This is a genomic window from Henriciella barbarensis, from assembly GCF_003576345.1.
Taxonomy (GTDB): domain Bacteria; phylum Pseudomonadota; class Alphaproteobacteria; order Caulobacterales; family Hyphomonadaceae; genus Henriciella; species Henriciella barbarensis.
In genome coordinates this window covers 1,107,394-1,124,070 of sequence record NZ_QWGB01000005.1, presented here as the reverse complement: position 1 = coordinate 1,124,070, position 16,677 = coordinate 1,107,394, and the positions used below count along the sequence as shown (strand labels likewise).

General features: G+C 57.9%; 19 protein-coding genes. 11 read left to right on the top strand and 8 right to left on the bottom strand.

Annotated elements, in window-relative coordinates:
* Window positions 1-15: 15 nt before the first annotated feature.
* Window positions 16-588 carry a cob(I)yrinic acid a,c-diamide adenosyltransferase gene (locus tag D1224_RS08520; RefSeq protein WP_119379459.1) on the top strand — a complete coding sequence of 191 codons (573 nt, stop codon included), beginning with the start codon at window positions 16-18 and terminating at the stop codon, window positions 586-588.
* A 3-nt stretch (window positions 589-591) separates the two neighbouring features.
* Here the strand turns inward: D1224_RS08520 and D1224_RS08515 are convergent, their stop codons facing one another.
* Window positions 592-1,068 (bottom strand): MarR family winged helix-turn-helix transcriptional regulator, encoded by a 477-nt coding sequence (locus D1224_RS08515; protein ID WP_119379458.1) that lies wholly within the window; start codon window positions 1,066-1,068, stop codon window positions 592-594.
* A gap of 148 nt (window positions 1,069-1,216) precedes the next feature.
* Between D1224_RS08515 and D1224_RS08510 the strand changes: the two genes are divergently transcribed.
* From D1224_RS08510 to D1224_RS08500, 3 genes are all read left to right on the top strand, one after another.
* Window positions 1,217-1,471 (top strand): DUF3297 family protein, encoded by a 255-nt coding sequence (locus tag D1224_RS08510; RefSeq protein WP_119379457.1) that lies wholly within the window; start codon window positions 1,217-1,219, stop codon window positions 1,469-1,471.
* A gap of 162 nt (window positions 1,472-1,633) precedes the next feature.
* Window positions 1,634-2,380: an electron transfer flavoprotein subunit beta/FixA family protein gene (locus D1224_RS08505; protein WP_119379456.1), complete on the top strand. Its 747-nt coding sequence runs from the start codon at window positions 1,634-1,636 to the stop codon at window positions 2,378-2,380.
* Entirely contained in the window at window positions 2,380-3,309 is a 930-nt protein-coding gene (locus D1224_RS08500; protein ID WP_119379455.1) for an electron transfer flavoprotein subunit alpha/FixB family protein, read from the top strand. The genes D1224_RS08505 and D1224_RS08500 overlap by 1 nt, the downstream gene beginning before the upstream one ends.
* Before the next feature lie 57 nt (window positions 3,310-3,366).
* On the opposite strand, the gene D1224_RS08495 is transcribed toward D1224_RS08500, so the two are convergent.
* Window positions 3,367-4,119 (bottom strand): SIR2 family NAD-dependent protein deacylase, encoded by a 753-nt coding sequence (locus D1224_RS08495; RefSeq protein ID WP_233350461.1) that lies wholly within the window; start codon window positions 4,117-4,119, stop codon window positions 3,367-3,369.
* Between the two features lie 20 nt (window positions 4,120-4,139).
* Window positions 4,140-4,895 carry a MauE/DoxX family redox-associated membrane protein gene (locus D1224_RS08490; RefSeq protein WP_119379944.1) on the bottom strand — a complete coding sequence of 252 codons (756 nt, stop codon included), beginning with the start codon at window positions 4,893-4,895 and terminating at the stop codon, window positions 4,140-4,142.
* 106 nt (window positions 4,896-5,001) lie between these two features.
* On the opposite strand from D1224_RS08490, the gene D1224_RS08485 reads away from it, so the two are divergent.
* A complete protein-coding gene (locus D1224_RS08485; RefSeq protein ID WP_119379454.1) occupies window positions 5,002-5,406 on the top strand; it encodes a MerR family transcriptional regulator in 405 nt (134 codons plus the stop codon).
* 4 nt (window positions 5,407-5,410) lie between these two features.
* Here the strand turns inward: D1224_RS08485 and D1224_RS08480 are convergent, their stop codons facing one another.
* Window positions 5,411-5,929 carry a DUF305 domain-containing protein gene (locus D1224_RS08480; RefSeq protein WP_119379453.1) on the bottom strand — a complete coding sequence of 173 codons (519 nt, stop codon included), beginning with the start codon at window positions 5,927-5,929 and terminating at the stop codon, window positions 5,411-5,413.
* Window positions 5,930-6,007: 78 nt separating this feature from the next.
* Between D1224_RS08480 and D1224_RS08475 the strand changes: the two genes are divergently transcribed.
* Window positions 6,008-6,742: a TMEM175 family protein gene (locus D1224_RS08475; RefSeq protein ID WP_119379452.1), complete on the top strand. Its 735-nt coding sequence runs from the start codon at window positions 6,008-6,010 to the stop codon at window positions 6,740-6,742.
* 89 nt (window positions 6,743-6,831) lie between these two features.
* Entirely contained in the window at window positions 6,832-7,710 is an 879-nt protein-coding gene (locus D1224_RS08470; protein ID WP_119379451.1) for a 3-hydroxybutyryl-CoA dehydrogenase, read from the top strand.
* A 14-nt stretch (window positions 7,711-7,724) separates the two neighbouring features.
* Here D1224_RS08470 and D1224_RS08465 read toward each other — a convergent pair whose 3' ends face one another.
* Together D1224_RS08465 and D1224_RS08460 are read right to left on the bottom strand one after the other, a co-directional pair.
* The gene (locus D1224_RS08465) at window positions 7,725-8,357 is read right to left on the bottom strand and encodes a MarC family protein (protein WP_119379450.1); all 633 of its coding nucleotides are present in this window, start codon (window positions 8,355-8,357) and stop codon (window positions 7,725-7,727) included.
* Window positions 8,358-8,504: 147 nt separating this feature from the next.
* The gene (locus D1224_RS08460; protein WP_119379449.1) at window positions 8,505-9,617 is read right to left on the bottom strand and encodes an aromatic ring-hydroxylating oxygenase subunit alpha; all 1,113 of its coding nucleotides are present in this window, start codon (window positions 9,615-9,617) and stop codon (window positions 8,505-8,507) included.
* 105 nt (window positions 9,618-9,722) lie between these two features.
* Here D1224_RS08460 and lepA point away from each other — a divergent pair, with 105 nt between their 5' ends.
* The 4 genes from lepA (at window position 9,723) to D1224_RS08435 (ending at window position 14,774) form a co-directional block, all read left to right on the top strand.
* Window positions 9,723-11,528 (top strand): translation elongation factor 4, encoded by a 1,806-nt coding sequence (gene lepA / locus D1224_RS08455; protein WP_119379448.1) that lies wholly within the window; start codon window positions 9,723-9,725, stop codon window positions 11,526-11,528.
* Window positions 11,529-11,798: 270 nt separating this feature from the next.
* Window positions 11,799-12,770, top strand: a complete 972-nt coding sequence (locus tag D1224_RS08445; protein WP_119379446.1) for a toll/interleukin-1 receptor domain-containing protein — start codon at window positions 11,799-11,801, stop codon at window positions 12,768-12,770.
* A gap of 81 nt (window positions 12,771-12,851) precedes the next feature.
* Window positions 12,852-13,943, top strand: coding sequence for an alkene reductase (locus tag D1224_RS08440; RefSeq protein ID WP_119379445.1), 1,092 nt, complete (start codon window positions 12,852-12,854; stop codon window positions 13,941-13,943).
* Between the two features lie 24 nt (window positions 13,944-13,967).
* Window positions 13,968-14,774: an enoyl-CoA hydratase/isomerase family protein gene (locus D1224_RS08435; protein WP_119379444.1), complete on the top strand. Its 807-nt coding sequence runs from the start codon at window positions 13,968-13,970 to the stop codon at window positions 14,772-14,774.
* Between the two features lie 6 nt (window positions 14,775-14,780).
* Here D1224_RS08435 and D1224_RS08430 read toward each other — a convergent pair whose 3' ends face one another.
* Together D1224_RS08430 and D1224_RS16745 are read right to left on the bottom strand one after the other, a co-directional pair.
* Window positions 14,781-16,460: a hypothetical protein gene (locus D1224_RS08430; RefSeq protein ID WP_119379443.1), complete on the bottom strand. Its 1,680-nt coding sequence runs from the start codon at window positions 16,458-16,460 to the stop codon at window positions 14,781-14,783.
* Window positions 16,450-16,584, bottom strand: coding sequence for a hypothetical protein (locus D1224_RS16745; protein ID WP_267897085.1), 135 nt, complete (start codon window positions 16,582-16,584; stop codon window positions 16,450-16,452). Before D1224_RS16745 ends, D1224_RS08430 begins: the two co-directional genes overlap by 11 nt.
* Window positions 16,585-16,677: the final 93 nt, after the last annotated feature.

Genomic DNA, 16,677 nt, shown 5'->3' with positions numbered 1-16,677 from the left:
GCGGAGGCAGTCCCCTTGGTAAAGCTCGACAAAATCTACACGCGATCCGGCGACAAGGGAAAGACACGCCTGGCGACCGGGGAGCCTGTCGACAAGTGGAACCCACGCGTTACCGCCTATGGCAGTGTGGACGAGGTTAACGCCGCGCTTGGGGTCGCCGTTCTGAGCGCCGAAGGAGAGATGAAGACGCAGCTTCAGCGCATCCAGAACGATTTGTTCGACCTAGGCGCTGACCTCGCCACGCCTGAGCGCGACAAGCCGCTTGGCTTTGAGCCGCTGCGCATCGTGGCGGAACAAACCAGACGCCTCGAAGCCGAAATTGACGAGATGAACGCCGAGCTTTCCCCCCTGGATAGCTTCGTGCTGCCAGGAGGCACGGCCCTTGCCGCGCAGCTACATGTTTGCAGAACGATCTGCAGGCGCGCCGAACGCGACGTCGCATCGCTAGCTGGTGTCGTAGATGAAAAAGTCAGCGAACATGCGCTGAGCTTCATCAACCGACTTTCGGACTGGTTCTTCGTGGCCTCCCGCTTCGCCAACGATAAAGGGAATGCGGATATCAAATGGAAACCAGGCGCTAACCGTTAGCTTTCAGCTGCCTGACGCGTTCAGTGCCTCGGCAAGATGTCCGTTCAGCCCGGCCACAATTTTTTGAAGCGAGATCCAGTCCTGGCTGGAAATCCGCGCCGCCATGCCGTTCAGCAAAGGTTCGGCAGCGGTATCGCAACTCGCTTTGATGTCCGCTCCCTCCTTCGTGAGAAGTACGAACCTCGATCTGCGGTCCCCCGGCTTTGATCTTGCTTCAACAAGTCCGCGCGCCCGCAGCTTTGCAACGGTCGAAGACATCGTGGGCTGAGACACCGTGTGTATTTCAGCGAGTTGGGTGATCGAAAGCCCGTCACCGGCCGCAAGCGTGTTGAGCACGGCATACTGAGCCACGGTAACGGGGCTTGGCAGGCACGCGGCAACCGCGCAATCAGTCATATGTGCGAGCCTGCCCACCTCTCGCAACACCGAAATTGCGTCATGGTCGTCAGTCGCAATTCCTGCGCATCTCTCATCCGTCATGTTAATCTACCCCCTGCCTAGGTGAGGGGATACTGCCGTGTGGCGCGAAGTAAGAAGTAAGTTTTGAAACTTTACCGATGAAACCTGCCGCACCGGAAGCCGCCAAATCCGGGTTGAGTTGCAACAGCATTAAAGGCATTGAAGCGCCATGACAGACACTCCTCCAGACAGGCTGAGCCTGAACCCGCGAAGCCGCTTTTATGATGAGACCCTGATCCGCCGCGGCGTCGGCGTTCGATTCAAGGGCTTGGAGCGGACCAATGTTGTCGAATACTGCCTTTCTGAAGGCTGGATTAAGGTGGCCGCGGGCAAGTCGCTGGATCGGAAGGGCAATCCGCTGACTCTGACGCTCAAGGGTCCGATCGAGGTGTGGTTTGAGGATGTCGAAGGCGAGACCGAATAGTCCTTGCCCGGCTTAAGAAGCTGCGGACCGTCAGCCGATCAAATTCGGGATGCTGGCGCCGCAGCGGCGAAATGACCTCGAAGCCGTCGCAGCGCTTGATTGTTGCAGTGCACTTCTCTAGGTCATCACCAGTTTAACAGGGATAGAAACAGGAGCCAGCCTATGAAGGTGCTCGTACCCGTGAAGCGGGTCATCGACTACAACGTGAAGGTTCGCGTCAAGTCCGACCAGAGCGGCGTAGACCTCGCCAACGTCAAAATGTCCATGAACCCATTCGACGAAATTTCCGTCGAAGAAGCCGTACGCCTGAAGGAAAAAGGCGCGGTTGAGGAAATCGTGGTTGTTTCCATTGGGCCGCAACAGGCTCAGGAAACCCTGCGGACCGCACTCGCAATGGGAGCTGACCGTGGCATTCTGATCAAGACCGACGACAACGTCGAGCCACTCGCCGTTGCCAAGATCCTTGAGAAGGTGATTGGTGAAGAGGGCCCGGAACTCGTGATTCTCGGCAAGCAGGCGATCGATGACGATTCCAACCAGACCGGCCAGATGCTGGCTGCGCTTCTTGGTTGGCCCCAAGGCACGTTCGCCTCGGAAGTCGTTCTGGAAGACGGCAAGATCAACGTCACCCGCGAGATTGATGGCGGTCTCCAAACGCTTTCGCTCCAGACCCCCGCAATCGTCACCACCGACCTTCGCTTGAACGAGCCGCGCTATGCGTCTCTGCCGAACATTATGAAGGCAAAGAAAAAGCCGATCGATGAGAAGGCGCCGGGCGACTATGGTGTTGATACCGCCGCCCGCCTCAGCGTCGTCAAGGTCACCGAGCCGCCGGTTCGCGAAGCCGGTGAGAAGGTCGAAGACGTGGCTGAACTGGTCACCAAACTCAAAGCTAAGGGAGCGATCTAATGGCTGTTCTCGTTATTGCTGATCACGACAACGCAACGCTGACGGATGCGACGCACAAGACCGTGACCGCTGCCAAGGCCTTTGGCGGGGACATCGACGTCCTCGTTGCCGGCAAGGGCGCAGGCGATGTTGCCGCTGCGGCTGCAAAGATCGACGGTGTGCGCAAGGTTCTCCACGCCGATGGCGATGCTTATGAAAAACAGCTCGCCGAAGCCATGGAAGCACTGATCGTGCCGCTGATGGACGGCTATGACGCCCTCTTCTCGCCCGCTACAACGATGGGCAAGAACGTCACCCCGCGCATCGCGGCAAAGCTTGATGTCATGCAGATCTCAGACATTACCGGCATTGAAGGCACCGACACGTTCGAGCGCCCAATCTATGCCGGTAATGCGATCATGACCGTCAAGTCGGCCGACGCGAAGAAGGTCGTCACCGTTCGCGGTACGGCATTCGACGCCGCTGGTGAAGGCGGCTCTGCTTCGGTTGAGACCATTGATGCACCAGCTGGCCCATTCAAGGCGGCCTTCGTCGAAGAGAAGATCGTCCAGTCGGACCGCCCAGAGCTCACCTCTGCCAAGACCATCGTGTCTGGTGGCCGCGCACTCGGCTCGAAGGAAGAGTTTGACCGCCTGATGATCCCACTTGCTGACAAGCTTGGTGCCGGTATCGGTGCTTCGCGCGCAGCCGTGGATGCAGGCTATGCACCAAACGACTATCAGGTCGGCCAGACCGGCAAGATCGTCGCACCGGAACTCTACATTGCGATCGGCATATCGGGCGCTATCCAGCACCTTGCTGGTATGAAGGACTCGAAGATCATTGTTGCGATCAACAAGGATGAAGAGGCACCAATCTTCCAGGTTGCCGATTACGGCTTGGTTGCTGATCTCTTCAGCGCCGTTCCGGAGCTGACCGAAGCGGTCTAGATTTAGACGGAACCCCACAATTGAAGAGCCCCGGGCGTTTTGCGTCCGGGGCTTTTTCTATGCTGTCTCAAGCTCCAACATCACTTCATCCATGAGCGTGCCGATCTCTGTGTTCAGAACGAGGCTCGCATAGGGGTCGAGGTCGGTCGGCTCACGATTGATAATGACAAGCCGCGCGCCTGCGCGTGCGGCGAGCACCGGGATACCTGCTGCCGGGTACACCGCCAGGGATGAGCCAAGCACAATGCAGAGATCACAGGATTCTGCCTCTGCTGTTGCCCGGGCCATCTTGTCTTCAGGCATCGCCTGACCAAACGATATGGTAGCTGTCTTGAGCAGCCCCGCACATGCCGCGCAGATAATCTCTTCGTCATTCTCCCATGGCGCACGAAGTTCTTCGAATTCGTGGCGCATGCCGCATTCGAGGCATTTAGCGTAGGACGCATTACCGTGAACTTCGATGACCTTGTCATCGGGAACCCCGGCATCCTGATGGAGGTTGTCGACGTTCTGCGTGACGACCGCGCCCACTTTGCCCTGTTTGACCAGTTCAGCGATTGCAAGATGGCCGGTATTCGGCGTTGCGCCGACCCAGCCTGCGGTACGGTTGAAGACCCGTTTCCAGGCTTCTCGGCGGGCATCGCGGTCCGAAACAAAGTCCTGGAAATAAATGGGCTTCATCTTCGACCAGACGCCGCCCGGGCTTCTGAAGTCAGGAATACCGCTTTCGGTTGAGATACCCGCGCCCGTAAAAACAAGGACGCGGTCGGCGGCGCGGATCATTTCCGCAAGTGATTTCGCATTGCTCATTGCCTGACCTTATCCCAGCGTCAGAACAGCATCCAGAGGCCCATGGCGATCATCATGAGATTCTCTGTCAGCGAAACAAAGCCAAGTGGCACGTTCGAATTACCCCCGACGCAGGCGCACTTCAGTTCCCGCTTGTCAATATAGACCGCCTTGAAGACAGAGACCGCTCCAATGGTACCTATAAAGATGGCCACAGGCGCGGCCAGCCAAATGAGAGCCCCCGCGATCATCAGAATGCCCGCAAAGGCTTCGGCGAACGGATAGACGAAAGCGTATCTCACATCGCGCTGGGCGAGGAGATCATAGCCAAGAAACTGGTTCTGGAAGGCGGTGAGGTCCTGAAGTTTCTGGATCCCGAGGACACACATCGCGATAGCAATGAAGAGCTCCAGAGCGCGAACAGTGAAGACTGTCCCCGACGCGAAATAGCTCACCGCCAACGCCATCAGGAAGGAGGTCGCAAAGATCGCGATGACCGGCGTGTAGCTCGTCTTGCCTTCCCTGTCGGCAGCTGTGGATTTTCCAAAATATCGACGAAGATCGTCATGGCCGCCGATCCGCTCGCCATTGATCCAGGTCTGCGGCGTCGTTTTTACGTCATGTTCCTGTTTGAACGCGTCGGTCTCTGCGCGACTCGTGAGGTGGTTGTCTTCGATCTCGAAACCTTCGCGTTTCAACAGGTCGCGCGACTTCAGGCCGAACGGACAGATATGCTTGTCCATCACCATGCGGTAAAGCACAGCCTTGTTCGGTCCACTGCGTGCCGCGGGTCCCATTGCGTTGTCATGCTCTTTCACAGCGTCAGACATCGGTGTCACAGCTTCCTTTCAGTGCAGTCGATGGCCCCTATATCGGGTCTGTACTATGGTACGGAGTCAAGAGATGAATGATATGACGATTGGCCAGTTCGCCCAGGCAGGTGGCGTTGGCGTAGAAACTATTCGCTATTACCAGCGCCGGGGCCTGCTGAAAGTTCCTGATACGACCTCTCAAGCCGCCCATACAAAGGCGTTCAGACGCTACAATGCCGACGATCTGAAGACGCTTAGATTCATTCGGTCTGCGCAGCGTGCCGGATTTGCTCTTTCGCAGATCGAAGAACTCCTCGAGCTAGACGCCAGCCAGGACAGGCGCCGCGCCCGGGAAATTGCGCTAGGGAGGGTGGCCGCGCTAGATGCTGAAATCAGCGCGTTGCAGGCGGCACGTCTTAGTCTGGTCAAACTATCGAACGCCTGCGCCGAAGGCCCTTCTGGCCCATGCCCGATACTTTCTGCCTTTGATCACTGAGGGTTCAGTTCTCCCCGAACTCTGGGGGTGGGCGGGTCTCGGCCTCTTCTGCTGTCGCCGCAACCCCATTCGTCGCGATGTCGGAGATCAACCAGTTCATCTCCTTGATCTCCCTGCGCTGTGCCCGGATGATCTCGTCCGCGAGCTTACGCACACGCACATCCTCTATATTCGCCCGTTCACTTGTCATAATAGCGATGGAATGGTGCGGAATCATGGCTTTCATGTACGAACGATCACCGACTGTGGCCTGGCTCCGGACAAGGTAGAGCGCGCCCAGAAGCATCAGCGCGCCGGCTGCGAAAATGGTGATGTTCACTTTGGTGTTCTTGTACATGCCCAGCATGTAGCCGAGCATCACGATCGCCATTGCGCCGCCCATAACAAGGGTCATGTAGAAGCGCGTTTCGCTCCAGCGAACGTGCTCAAACGCGTAAGTGTTGAAGTACATCAGCGCGAACATGACGACCATGGACGTCAATATCATCGCGCCAAAACGGATATAGGAAGATGAAGTGTTCATCGGACGTCCTCCAATGGGTTTCTCATTGGAGAAGGAATCGCACTTGGCTAGGTTCCGAAAAATTCAAGGGAGAGGGCCATGCTGCGTGAAACAATAGACCGGGAGCTGGACCACGATCCGCGCTTTACCTGGCGAGGTGGATCGGTCACGCGCATCGAAAACTTGTCAGATATCGTTTTTGCGCTTGCGCTTGGCATGATCGTCTCCTCGGCGGCGCGGCCGGAGACATTCGACCAGCTTACCGCGAACCTGCTGACAATCATTCCAGTGACCGCGGCGTTCGGCATTCTCTTCATGATATGGAACGCGCATTACATCTTCTTCCGCCGCTACGGCGTCGCGGATGGACGCATCATCCTGTTGAATTGCATCCTTCTCCTGCTCGTACTCTTCACCGCCTATCCTCTCCGGTTCATTTTCGACAGTCTTTACGGCTATATCGAAGGCGTCATGGGCGACTGGAGCAGGCTGCAAGCTGCGGGGATCAATTTCCGCGAAGCTGGTATCATCATGGGATATTTCGCGCTCGGTTACGGCCTCATCTATTTTATCATCAGCCAGATGTACGCTCATGCGCTCAGCAAAGCTGATCTGCTTGGGCTGAACAGCAGTGAAATCGCGATGACCCGTCAGTCTATCTGGATATTTCGCGTACAGATCCTAATCGTCGCGCTGACCGGCGCTTGCGCGGTCTGGACGCCGATGTACGCCTTCTCCGGCTGGATAATGGGACTGATCTGGCCGGCCGCCCTGCTTGTCGACCGGCTCATACCCGTCCCGGAAGCCGACCCTGACGCACCTTCGACTGCCTGAGCCATGTGCGCACAAGGCTTGAAATTTGACGCGCTGCACAATCACTCTAGAAGCAGTGAGTTACGTATCTTCGCCAATTGGAGGGCGGAATGACTGAGATCGCACGCATTGGTGTCGTAGGCGCTGGCCAGATGGGCAACGGCATCGCCCATGTCTGCGCGCTGGCCGGTTACGAGGTTCAGCTAAACGACATTTCTGAAGACGCTCTGTCTGCTGGCATGCAGACGATTGAAGCCAATATGACCCGGCAGGTATCTCGCGACATGATCTCCCATGAGGAGATGTCCGGGGCGATGTCACGCATTCATACAAGCACTTCACTCGAGGGTTTTGGCGATGTGAACCTCGCCCTCGAAGCCGCAACTGAGAAGCGCGAGATCAAGGAAAGCATCTTCAAGTCGCTATGCGAGGCGGTCCCCGCCGACGCCTATCTAGCGACCAACACCTCGTCCATTTCAATCACCCGTCTGGCAGCGACCACGGACCGCCCTGAAAAATTCATCGGCCTTCACTTCATGAACCCGGTTCCGCTGATGAAGCTGATGGAGGTTATCCGCGGCCTCGCCACCGATCAGGACACCTATGAAATGGCGCTCGCCTTTGCGAGGCGTCTCGAGAAGACAACCACGAATGCCGAGGACTATCCGGCCTTCATCGTGAACCGCGTCCTCGTCCCGATGATCAATGAGGCAGTCTACGCGCTCTATGAAGGCGTCGGCACGGTCGACAGCATCGACACCGCCATGAAGCTCGGCGCGAACCATCCGATGGGCCCGCTTCAGCTGGCAGACTTTATCGGTCTCGATACCTGCCTTTCCATCATGCAGGTGCTCCATGACGGCCTCGCTGACACCAAGTATCGGCCTTGTCCGCTTCTGGTGAAATATGTCGAGGCTGGATGGGTTGGCCGCAAGGCTGGCCGCGGCTTCTACGACTATCGCGGTGACGCGCCGGTCCCGACGCGCTAGGGCTTCACTTCAATCTAAATTTCGACTGTCCGGATCAGTTCGATCACGGCGAGGATGACCGTGTTCACGGCAACAGCCGCGAGGATCATGCCCATAATCCGGCTGACCAGTGCGGCACCCGCGATCTTGATGATACGAAGAATGGGCGTAGCCGCCAGCATCAGAATGAACGCGCAGGCCATGACGGCTAACATGATTCCGCCGGTCATCGCCTGCTCCTGAATTGAGAAGCGGTTATTATCGGTCAGTACGACAACGGCGAGAATTGCCCCTGGTGAGGCGAGCGACGGCATGGCGAGCGGGAAGATCGCGACAGACGAGTACCCATCTTCTTCAGCTGACCATTGTTGCGCCTCGCTTTCAGGCTTTGAATCACCAAAGATCATTGTAAGCGCGAAGAGAAGCAGCACGATACCGCCTGCAATCTGAAACGCCGGCAGGCTGATGCCCAGCGCATTAATCAGAAACTGCCCGCCAACCAGAAACAGAAGCAAAACAACGGTTGCCGCAATTGTGGCCTTCAACGCAATCTTCCATCGGTCTGCCGCCGCCACGCCTGCGACGACCGCGATGAAGACCGGGATAGTCCCGATCGGATCAATCACGACCCATAGCAGGATGAATTGTTCAACGAGGGTGTGCGTCATGCTTGGCTGGCGCGCCTTTCCTGTAAGATCCAAATTTTTAGCGGAGCTGCTTCAGAGATTGCTGAACGCAGCACGATTACAAGTGCGCCGGTGCGCGTGCCTGCAAAGAAATATTTCCGGCCTATCGTAGACCGCAGCTAGCGGGACCTAGCTGCGCCACCGGAGCGTCACTGGCTTGATCGGATTATCGAACGGGCGGCCTTCGGTGCGCGAAGCTGCCCATTCCTTCTTCAGCGTGCGGTACCATTTGGCCTGCACATCGATATCGTCGATCCAGATCATCGCCTTCTGATACTTCATGCCTTCATTCTGCAAGTCGACGATGTCGCCGTCCTGCCTCAGAAATTTCCGTGCTGCCGGCTTGAAGATCGGGATAGCAAGGTTCAGCAACGGTGCCCCGAAGAACCAGGTCACCTGCGTAATGCGCGTCTGCTTCTTGTAGACCGGTGTCAGGCAGGTCAGCGTCAGCAGGCGAGCGGTGTCATTCTCGACGATCTCCCAGCGGTAGCCGGGCAGCTGGAAAATGATCTGCGTCGTGACTTTACCGCCGAATAAAGCCTTGTAGGCGAGCGAATTGGATGAGGGCTGGTGGCGGTCGATTGCCCAGCCACGGTCGCGCGGCACAAAGGGCTTTTCTTTTAGCTTTAGGCCAACACTCGGCGGGCGCCACCACCACTGTGAATGGACAAACGCGACATGCGCCGGGTCCATCAGGCCGACGACCGCGTCATCCATATGCGCGTTGAACGTCTCTTCGATCACGAATTTCGGCTTGTCGGGCAGCTGACCGAAATCAGGCGGCGGTACGTCCGGCTCGCCATCGAACTTTGGATCATGTGGGATGAAGATAAAGATCATCCCGTTCTTTTCATGCACGGGATAGCGGCGCACCCTGAACCTGCCCGGCTCATAAGGCTGGTCTTCCAGAACGCTCGGCATGTGGCGGCAGACCCCGTCTGTGCCAAAACGCCAACCATGGTAGGGGCACTCGACCGTCGGCTCACCATTGGTGTCGACCTGCTTTCCAGCTGACAACGGCACCAGCCGGTGCGGGCATATATCACGCAACGCGAAGGCTTCGCCGGCCTCTGTCCGGCCAACCACGATCGGCTGATCCAGCATGATGACATGCTTCAACCCGCCGGGTTTGAGCGCTTTCGATGGACAGGCTAGATACCAGCTATCGGTCAGCCAGCCCTCGGCTGTGATGCCCGGCTGGGTCTCTGTTGTCTTGTCGATCAGCGTCTGCGTGTCGGCCATGTGGCCTTCTATACTGCGCAAACCCTTACAGAAAGCCTGAAACACCCCGCATTGACAGCACGCAGCCGCTAGTCGGGGACGGCAAGCCCCGCTATATGGCGGGCCATGACACCCCGCGAAAAGATCCGCAATTTTTCCATCGTGGCGCATATCGACCACGGCAAGTCCACCCTCGCTGACCGGCTCATCCAGGTCACGGGCGGTCTCACTGATCGTGAGATGCGCGAACAGGTGCTCGATTCCATGGATATCGAGCAGGAACGCGGCATCACGATCAAGGCACAAACGGTCCGCCTGAACTACACTGCCAAAGATGGCGAGACCTACGTCCTGAACCTGATGGATACGCCCGGCCACGTTGACTTCTCCTACGAGGTCAGCCGCTGCCTTGCCGCCTGTGAAGGCTCGCTCCTCGTCGTGGACGCCTCTCAGGGCGTTGAGGCCCAGACGCTCGCCAACGTCTATCAGGCGATCGAGCAGGACCACGAAATCGTCCCGGTCCTCAACAAGATTGACCTGCCAGCCGCAGAGCCCGACCGCGTGAAGGAGCAGATTGAGGACATTATCGGCCTCGATGCTTCAGACGCCATCATGACGTCTGCCAAGAATAATATCGGCATCGAGGACGTCCTTGAAGCTATCGTCACGCGCCTGCCCCCACCGCATGAAGGCGACCGCGACAAGCCGCTGAAAGCCTCGCTGATTGATGCCTATTACGACCCCTATCTCGGCGTGGTCGTCATCGTGCGCATCGTCGACGGCGTGATGAAGAAGAAGCAGAAGATCCGCATGATGCGCGCCAAGTCGACCTATGAGATCGACAAGGTTGGCGTCTTCGGACCGAAACCAACAGATGTCGACGAACTTGGCCCCGGCGAAGTCGGCTTCTTCGTTGCCTCGATCAAGGAAGTGGCTGACACCGCTGTCGGCGACACCATCACCGAAGAAAAGAACCAGACTGACACGCCGCTTCCGGGCTATAAGGAAGTCGTGCCGATGGTCTTCTGCGGCCTCTTCCCGGTCGATGCAGGTGATTTTGATGACCTGCGCGCGGCCATGTCGAAGCTGCGCCTGAATGACGCCAGCTTCACCTGGGAAATGGAAACCTCGGCAGCGCTTGGCATGGGCTTTCGCTGCGGTTTCCTCGGCCTTCTTCACTTGGAGATCATTCAGGAACGCCTCAGCCGCGAGTTTGACCTCGACCTGATCGCAACCGCTCCATCCGTGGTCTACGAAATGACCATGACGGATGGCACCGAGATGGAGCTGCACAATCCGGCAGACATGCCCGATGTTGTGCGCATCAGCGAAATCCGTGAGCCGTGGATCAATGCGACGATCTACACACCGGACGATTATCTCGGCTCCATCCTGCAACTTTGTCAGGACCGCCGCGGCATTCAAAAAGAGCTCTCCTATGTCGGTGGGCGCGCCATGGTGAAGTATGAGCTGCCGCTCAATGAGATCGTCTTCGACTTCTATGACCGCCTGAAATCCATCTCCAAGGGCTATGCGAGCTTCGACTATGAGATCATCGGCCACCGCGCCGAAAACCTCGTGAAGATGTCGATCCTGGTGAATGATGAGCCGGTCGATGCGCTTTCCATGCTGGTCCACCGTGACCGCGCTGAAGGCCGGGGACGCCAGATGTGCGAGCGCCTCAAGGACCTCATCCCCCGCCAGATGTTCAAGATCCCGATCCAGGCCGCCATTGGTGGCCGCGTCATCGCACGCGAAACCATTTCGGCGCTCCGCAAGGATGTGACCTCGAAATGCTATGGCGGCGACGCGACCCGGAAGAAGAAACTGCTGGAAAAGCAGAAAGCCGGCAAACAGCGCATGCGCCAGTTCGGCAAGGTCGAAATCCCGCAGGAAGCCTTCGTGGCCGCCCTGCGTATGGATGATGATTAAGCCACGAGTTTCGCTTGCTCCAAGACATCGAAACTGTCACAGCGAGGACAATTCGCCTTCCCAAAGCTCATGCTTGGGTCTCGCCGCACCTCTTCCTTCTGCTCTTCAACAGAGTAGATTGGGACGTTGAAGTCGTGCTGACATTTTAAGCAGACGTATATTGTGTTGACTGGCATCGGACCATCAATTCCTTTCATTGTCTTTCGGGATCGTCTTATATAAGGCACGATTCTCTTTTTGTTCCGAATCCGGTTGGGATACCTGTGATTGATGTCGGCCAAGTCTCTTTTCATCTCATACTCGCATGCAGATAGCAGCCATCTAGAAACGCTAAAAACTCACATCAAACCTCTTGAACGTAGGGGAGTCATCTCCCCATGGTTTGACGGGCATATCATTCCGGGTGACGATATTGACGAGAAGGTAGGCGACGCCCTTCGGCAAGCTCAAATAGTGGCCCTGTTGGTGAGTCCAGATTTTTTAGCTTCGGACTATTGCATCCACACTGAACTTTCTGAGGCAATACGGCGGCACCAAGAAGGTACCGCGCGGGTAATTCCCATCATTCTCAGGAAGTGTGGTTGGCAAGAAGAACCGTTTGGAAGATTGGCCGGGCTTCCTACCGACGCCAAGGCCATCATGTCTTTGCATTGGGCGGATAAGGATGAAGCGTGGGATATTGTAGCCAAGGGCATCAAGGCCGCTGCTTCAGCTGAAGCTAGTGAAGTGTCGCCGGCGCTTGGCGAAACTAAGCCTTCAAATGCGCCCGCTCCCGCTTCTCTGCCGAAGGGAGCTACGCAAAGCGTCCCGCTGTCGCCGATGCGTGTTTCGCGCAGGCGCAAGCTTACGGACGAAGAACGCGATGACTTTAAACATCAAGCTTTCGACGAAATATCACAACGCTTTGAAGCGTCCATAAATGCCCTCAATGGAGCAACGTCTGGTCGCTTCCGGCGCCTAGATGCCAATCGTTTTGTGGCAACCCTTTACCAATCCGGATCGAAGAAATCTGGCATTACAGTCTACGTGGACGGTCGCCACTTTGGCAACGGAATCAAATTCCACATGAGTGACGATGGAAGAATTGACACCATGAACGGTGTTCTCGAAGTAGCGCTCAATAACGGAGTGCCATATTTGAAATCGACTATGGGGTCTTGGATGATGGGCGGAAATGAATACCTAGATAGTCAGCAGGCTGCCGAGCGCATCTGGGATAGCTTCGTTAGTCGGTTGGAGTAGACCCTCCCCCACGTCACTGATAGGCAGGCCGCTTTTGCCTGATACTTTGCCGGAAAACATAATCTCCGGGAGGCCTGCCACATGTCCAAGACCGATCTTTTCGACCCCGTCAGCTTTAACGGTCTGACGCTCAAAAACCGTATTGCCCTCTCGCCACTTACGCGCGCCCGCGCGACGCAGGACGGCAAGGCAGGCGATTTACAGGCGGCCTATTACTCCCAGCGTGCGGGCGCAGGCCTGCTCATTACAGAGGCAACTGCCGTGACGCCCGGCGGGCGCGGCGGCCCCATGCTCCCCGGCCTCTGGGAAGACGATCAGATCGCAGGTTGGAAAGAGGTTACCGATGCGGTCCACGCCAAGGATGGCCTCATCTTCAGCCAGCTCTGGCATGCGGGCCGCCTCAGCCATTCATCGCTGAGCGCCGATGGCCGGACACCGCCCGTCTCGCCGTCAGAGTATAGCCAGCCCGGTGAAATTTTTACCGAACAGGGCCCGAAGCCCTATGAGCCGATCCACGTCATGACCACGGCGGATATCAAGGGCATGATCGGGGCCTATGAAGCTGCCGCCACCCGCGCCAAGAAGGCAGGCTTTGATGGCATTGAGCTTCATGCCGCGCACTCCTACCTGATCTCCGCCTTCCTCAATGACATGACGAACCAGCGGGATGACGAATATGGCGGCTCCATCGAGAACCGCGCTCGCTTCCTCAAAGAAATACTAGAGGCTTGCCTGAAAGTCTGGGACGGCAAACGCATCATGGTGCGGCTGGCCCCCCTCGCTCATGCCTACGGGACATGGGACACAGACCCGGAGCCGCTCTTCAATCACGTCATCGACATGATGAATGAGCTTGGGATTGGCTGGCTCGATCTGGTCGAGGGCGATACCGGCGTCACTCGCACGCCAGAGCCCTATTTCGACGTCCTGAAACTTCGGACGCGCTTCAAAGGCCCGACTATCCTCAACAATCTCTACACCCGCGACATGGCGGTCGACGCCCGCGCCAAGAACACCGGCGACATCATCGCTTTTGGGCGGCCGTTCATTGGCAATCCAGACCTCGTCGAGCGCCTGAAAGCCAATGCCGAGCTGCATGAAGCCCCGCTAAACGCCTATTATGGCGGCGGCGCTCGCGGCTACACCGACTTTCCAACGATGGAAGAGGCGTAAACCAGCGCCCAAGGGAGACAGACAATGCCAGATACCGCCACGACATTTGAAGAAATCCTCTACGAGGTGAGCGATCATATCGCGACGATCACGCTGAACGCCCCGGACCGTATGAACACCATCTCCGGACCGATGCTGGACGGTCTTTCCAGCGCACTACTGAAAGCGGATGCCGACACGGATGTGCGCTGCGTGATCCTGACCGGCGCGGGCCGCGCCTTCTGCGCAGGCCTCAACCTCGAAAGTGCAACCAAGGGCGAAGGAATGGGCTCCGGTGCGGTCTCGTCGGCCAATCTGGACCTTCGCAATACGCCGCCAACCATCCTCTTCAACATGGATACGCCGACGATCTGCGCCATCAATGGCGGCGCGGCAGGCTATGGCATGGATACAGCGCTCGGCTGCGATATCCGCATCATGTCTGACAAAGCCAAGATGGCGGCCGCCTTTACCAAGCGCGGTATCCTGCCGGAAAGCGGTGGCACCTGGTTCCTGCCGCGCATGCTGGGCTGGGAAAAAGCATGCGAGCTCATCTTCACAGGACGCACGCTCAAGGCCGATGAATGCCTCGACGAGGGGCTCTGCTCCAAAGTCGTTGCGCATGACGAGCTTATGAATGAAGCTCGCGCGCTGGCGAAGGAGATAACCGCCAATGCGCCGCTCGCGGTTCAGGCGTCCAAACGCCTGATGCGCATGGGCCTTTCAGAGCCGTTCACCGAACACGTCCACCACGTCTTCCTGCAGCTGCTACCGCTCATGCGGTCAGAAGACGCCCGCGAAGGCATGATGGCCTTCCTCGAAAAGCGCGAAGCGAACTTCAAGGGCCGCTAGAGGGCGCTAGAAGCCGCCTGTTGCCAGCGCAAGTTCGCGTGCCTCATCTTCAGCGCCAAGCCTGCGAAGCGTGGAAAGCACGCTTTGCAGGCCGGCCGAAGAAAGCTCAGCCGGGTGACCGCCCACTGCGTTAAGCGCAAGCAATAGAGCCTCTCCATGCGCGCCGTTGCGGGCTGCCGCCTCAATGGCAACGATCTGTCCCGATGAGGGCTGGACTTCCTCCTCGTCGACCTGCGCTGCGAGAGCCTGACGCGCCTCCACTGGAAGCGAAACATCAAAAGCCGCCCAGACGGCGAAAAGGGACAGCGCCTGCGCGCGCACTGCGTCACTCGCATCTTCGCCCACAAGGTTTCCGGCCACACGCTCTATCGTTGCACGATTGCGCTCACGCGACATGATCAAGCCATATCCACGCATAAGATCCACCTCGTAGGAGGCGTCACCCGCCCCGACACCAGCTGCGTCGAGCCAGAAACTGGCGAGCGACATGTTCCCAACGGCCATGGCGGCGCGGGCAAAGTTCAGCGCTTCTTCCTGCTCGACTGCATCTGCGGGAAAGCGTTTCAGGTCGTCCTCGAACAGGCTGGCGATCGTGGCGATGCCCTCATCACTTGCACGCGCTTCCTCCAGAGCCGCGGCAAGCGCTTCTATCTGGCGGCGCTCTAGGGACACAACAGCTTCGGTCTCGTCTTCGCCGGCTTCAAGCTCTTGTTTGATGACAAGCGGGTCGAGCGCCGTCAGGTCACCGGGGCGCAGAATCACCGGCGCTTCCTCGACTTGGGTCAGAAGGAAAAACGCCTCTTCGGTCGCGGACAGCGGCTCAAAATCCGGCGCGGAAACATAATCGACAAAAAGCGAGCGGTACTGCGGGGCATCCAGCAGACCCTCGGTCACAGCCCGGCGGGCCGCCAGAACGCGGAGCTCCAGAGGATTATCGCGGTCATTGGCATATGCCATGGCGAGGTCGGGCCGCGCTGTCGCGAGTGCTTCCGGGGTCACTTCCAGATCAGCAAGCTCTGAAAACGCAACCTGCAGCCCGGAGCCAAGCCTCGCGTCCGGGCGTTCTTCAGACTCAGCTATGATAGCAATCGCCGTCTCGGTGACCCATGGATCGGCGCCCTCCTCGATGGCGGCCAGCTCAAGCGCCAGCTCTGCCTCGGCAAGATTGTCACCTTCGATCGCGCAAATGATGCGCAGCTCCAGCCAGAACTTTTCGGCGGCCTCTGGGTTCATCTGGTCGCAGACAAGGCCAAGCTCACCGCGCGCAAGTCGATTGTCCGACGTGATAGCATCCGGGTCGATGCCCTCTGGCAGCGTGTCTACCTGACGACCAAGCTCGGAGACGGCCTGGCGTTCGTTCAGCGCGGCCAGCAACTCAAGGCGCATCGTCTGAAGCTTCCCGGAGCCTTCCCCCCGAGGCGCGACCGATGGCGAACGAAGCGCGCGGCTCAACAGGTCGCGCTCTGGCTCTGACATTGTCTCAACGTCGAGCGACTGCATCAGCTCGAGCAGGAAATCCGGGTCCGAAGATATCCAGAACCGATCGGTCAGCGCTCGCTCACCGCGCGACAGAAACGTGGTGTTCCAGGCGTTCACGTCGTCGAGACCGCTTGAACGGATCTGGGCCTCTGCCCCCAAACTGATCGACGCTGCCAGAAGCAGCGCCTGAACTGGTCTAGAAAACATTCTCGACCTCCATCCGCACTTCGCCAGCTTCCGGGCGCGAATTATCGACTTCGGTGCCCAGCCACCAAAGAGCGCCAACAATGGCGATGATCAGGACAGCGAACAGGATGAACCATTTGCGCATTCGAAAGAAACCTCATTGGCATTAGCATGACCGCGATTGTTGCCCAGCAACGTCGAGCCTGTATAGGACACTCATGAGCGAGCTTAAAAGCCC

Excerpts from the sequence above, each read along its gene's own strand:
- D1224_RS08515 (WP_119379458.1), bottom strand. The coding sequence starts at position 1,068 with ATGACGGATGAGAGATGCGCAGGAATTGCGACTGACGACCATGACGCA.
- D1224_RS08510 (WP_119379457.1), top strand. The coding sequence starts at position 1,217 with ATGACAGACACTCCTCCAGACAGGCTGAGCCTGAACCCGCGAAGCCGC.
- D1224_RS08505 (WP_119379456.1), top strand. The coding sequence starts at position 1,634 with ATGAAGGTGCTCGTACCCGTGAAGCGGGTCATCGACTACAACGTGAAG.
- D1224_RS08500 (WP_119379455.1), top strand. The coding sequence starts at position 2,380 with ATGGCTGTTCTCGTTATTGCTGATCACGACAACGCAACGCTGACGGAT.
- D1224_RS08495 (WP_233350461.1), bottom strand. The coding sequence starts at position 4,119 with ATGAGCAATGCGAAATCACTTGCGGAAATGATCCGCGCCGCCGACCGC.
- D1224_RS08490 (WP_119379944.1), bottom strand. The coding sequence starts at position 4,895 with ATGGGACCCGCGGCACGCAGTGGACCGAACAAGGCTGTGCTTTACCGC.
- D1224_RS08485 (WP_119379454.1), top strand. The coding sequence starts at position 5,002 with ATGAATGATATGACGATTGGCCAGTTCGCCCAGGCAGGTGGCGTTGGC.
- D1224_RS08480 (WP_119379453.1), bottom strand. The coding sequence starts at position 5,929 with ATGAACACTTCATCTTCCTATATCCGTTTTGGCGCGATGATATTGACG.
- D1224_RS08475 (WP_119379452.1), top strand. The coding sequence starts at position 6,008 with ATGCTGCGTGAAACAATAGACCGGGAGCTGGACCACGATCCGCGCTTT.
- D1224_RS08470 (WP_119379451.1), top strand. The coding sequence starts at position 6,832 with ATGACTGAGATCGCACGCATTGGTGTCGTAGGCGCTGGCCAGATGGGC.
- D1224_RS08465 (WP_119379450.1), bottom strand. The coding sequence starts at position 8,357 with ATGACGCACACCCTCGTTGAACAATTCATCCTGCTATGGGTCGTGATT.
- D1224_RS08460 (WP_119379449.1), bottom strand. The coding sequence starts at position 9,617 with ATGGCCGACACGCAGACGCTGATCGACAAGACAACAGAGACCCAGCCG.
- lepA (WP_119379448.1), top strand. The coding sequence starts at position 9,723 with ATGACACCCCGCGAAAAGATCCGCAATTTTTCCATCGTGGCGCATATC.
- D1224_RS08445 (WP_119379446.1), top strand. The coding sequence starts at position 11,799 with ATGTCGGCCAAGTCTCTTTTCATCTCATACTCGCATGCAGATAGCAGC.
- D1224_RS08440 (WP_119379445.1), top strand. The coding sequence starts at position 12,852 with ATGTCCAAGACCGATCTTTTCGACCCCGTCAGCTTTAACGGTCTGACG.
- D1224_RS08435 (WP_119379444.1), top strand. The coding sequence starts at position 13,968 with ATGCCAGATACCGCCACGACATTTGAAGAAATCCTCTACGAGGTGAGC.
- D1224_RS08430 (WP_119379443.1), bottom strand. The coding sequence starts at position 16,460 with ATGTTTTCTAGACCAGTTCAGGCGCTGCTTCTGGCAGCGTCGATCAGT.
- D1224_RS16745 (WP_267897085.1), bottom strand. The coding sequence starts at position 16,584 with ATGCGCAAATGGTTCATCCTGTTCGCTGTCCTGATCATCGCCATTGTT.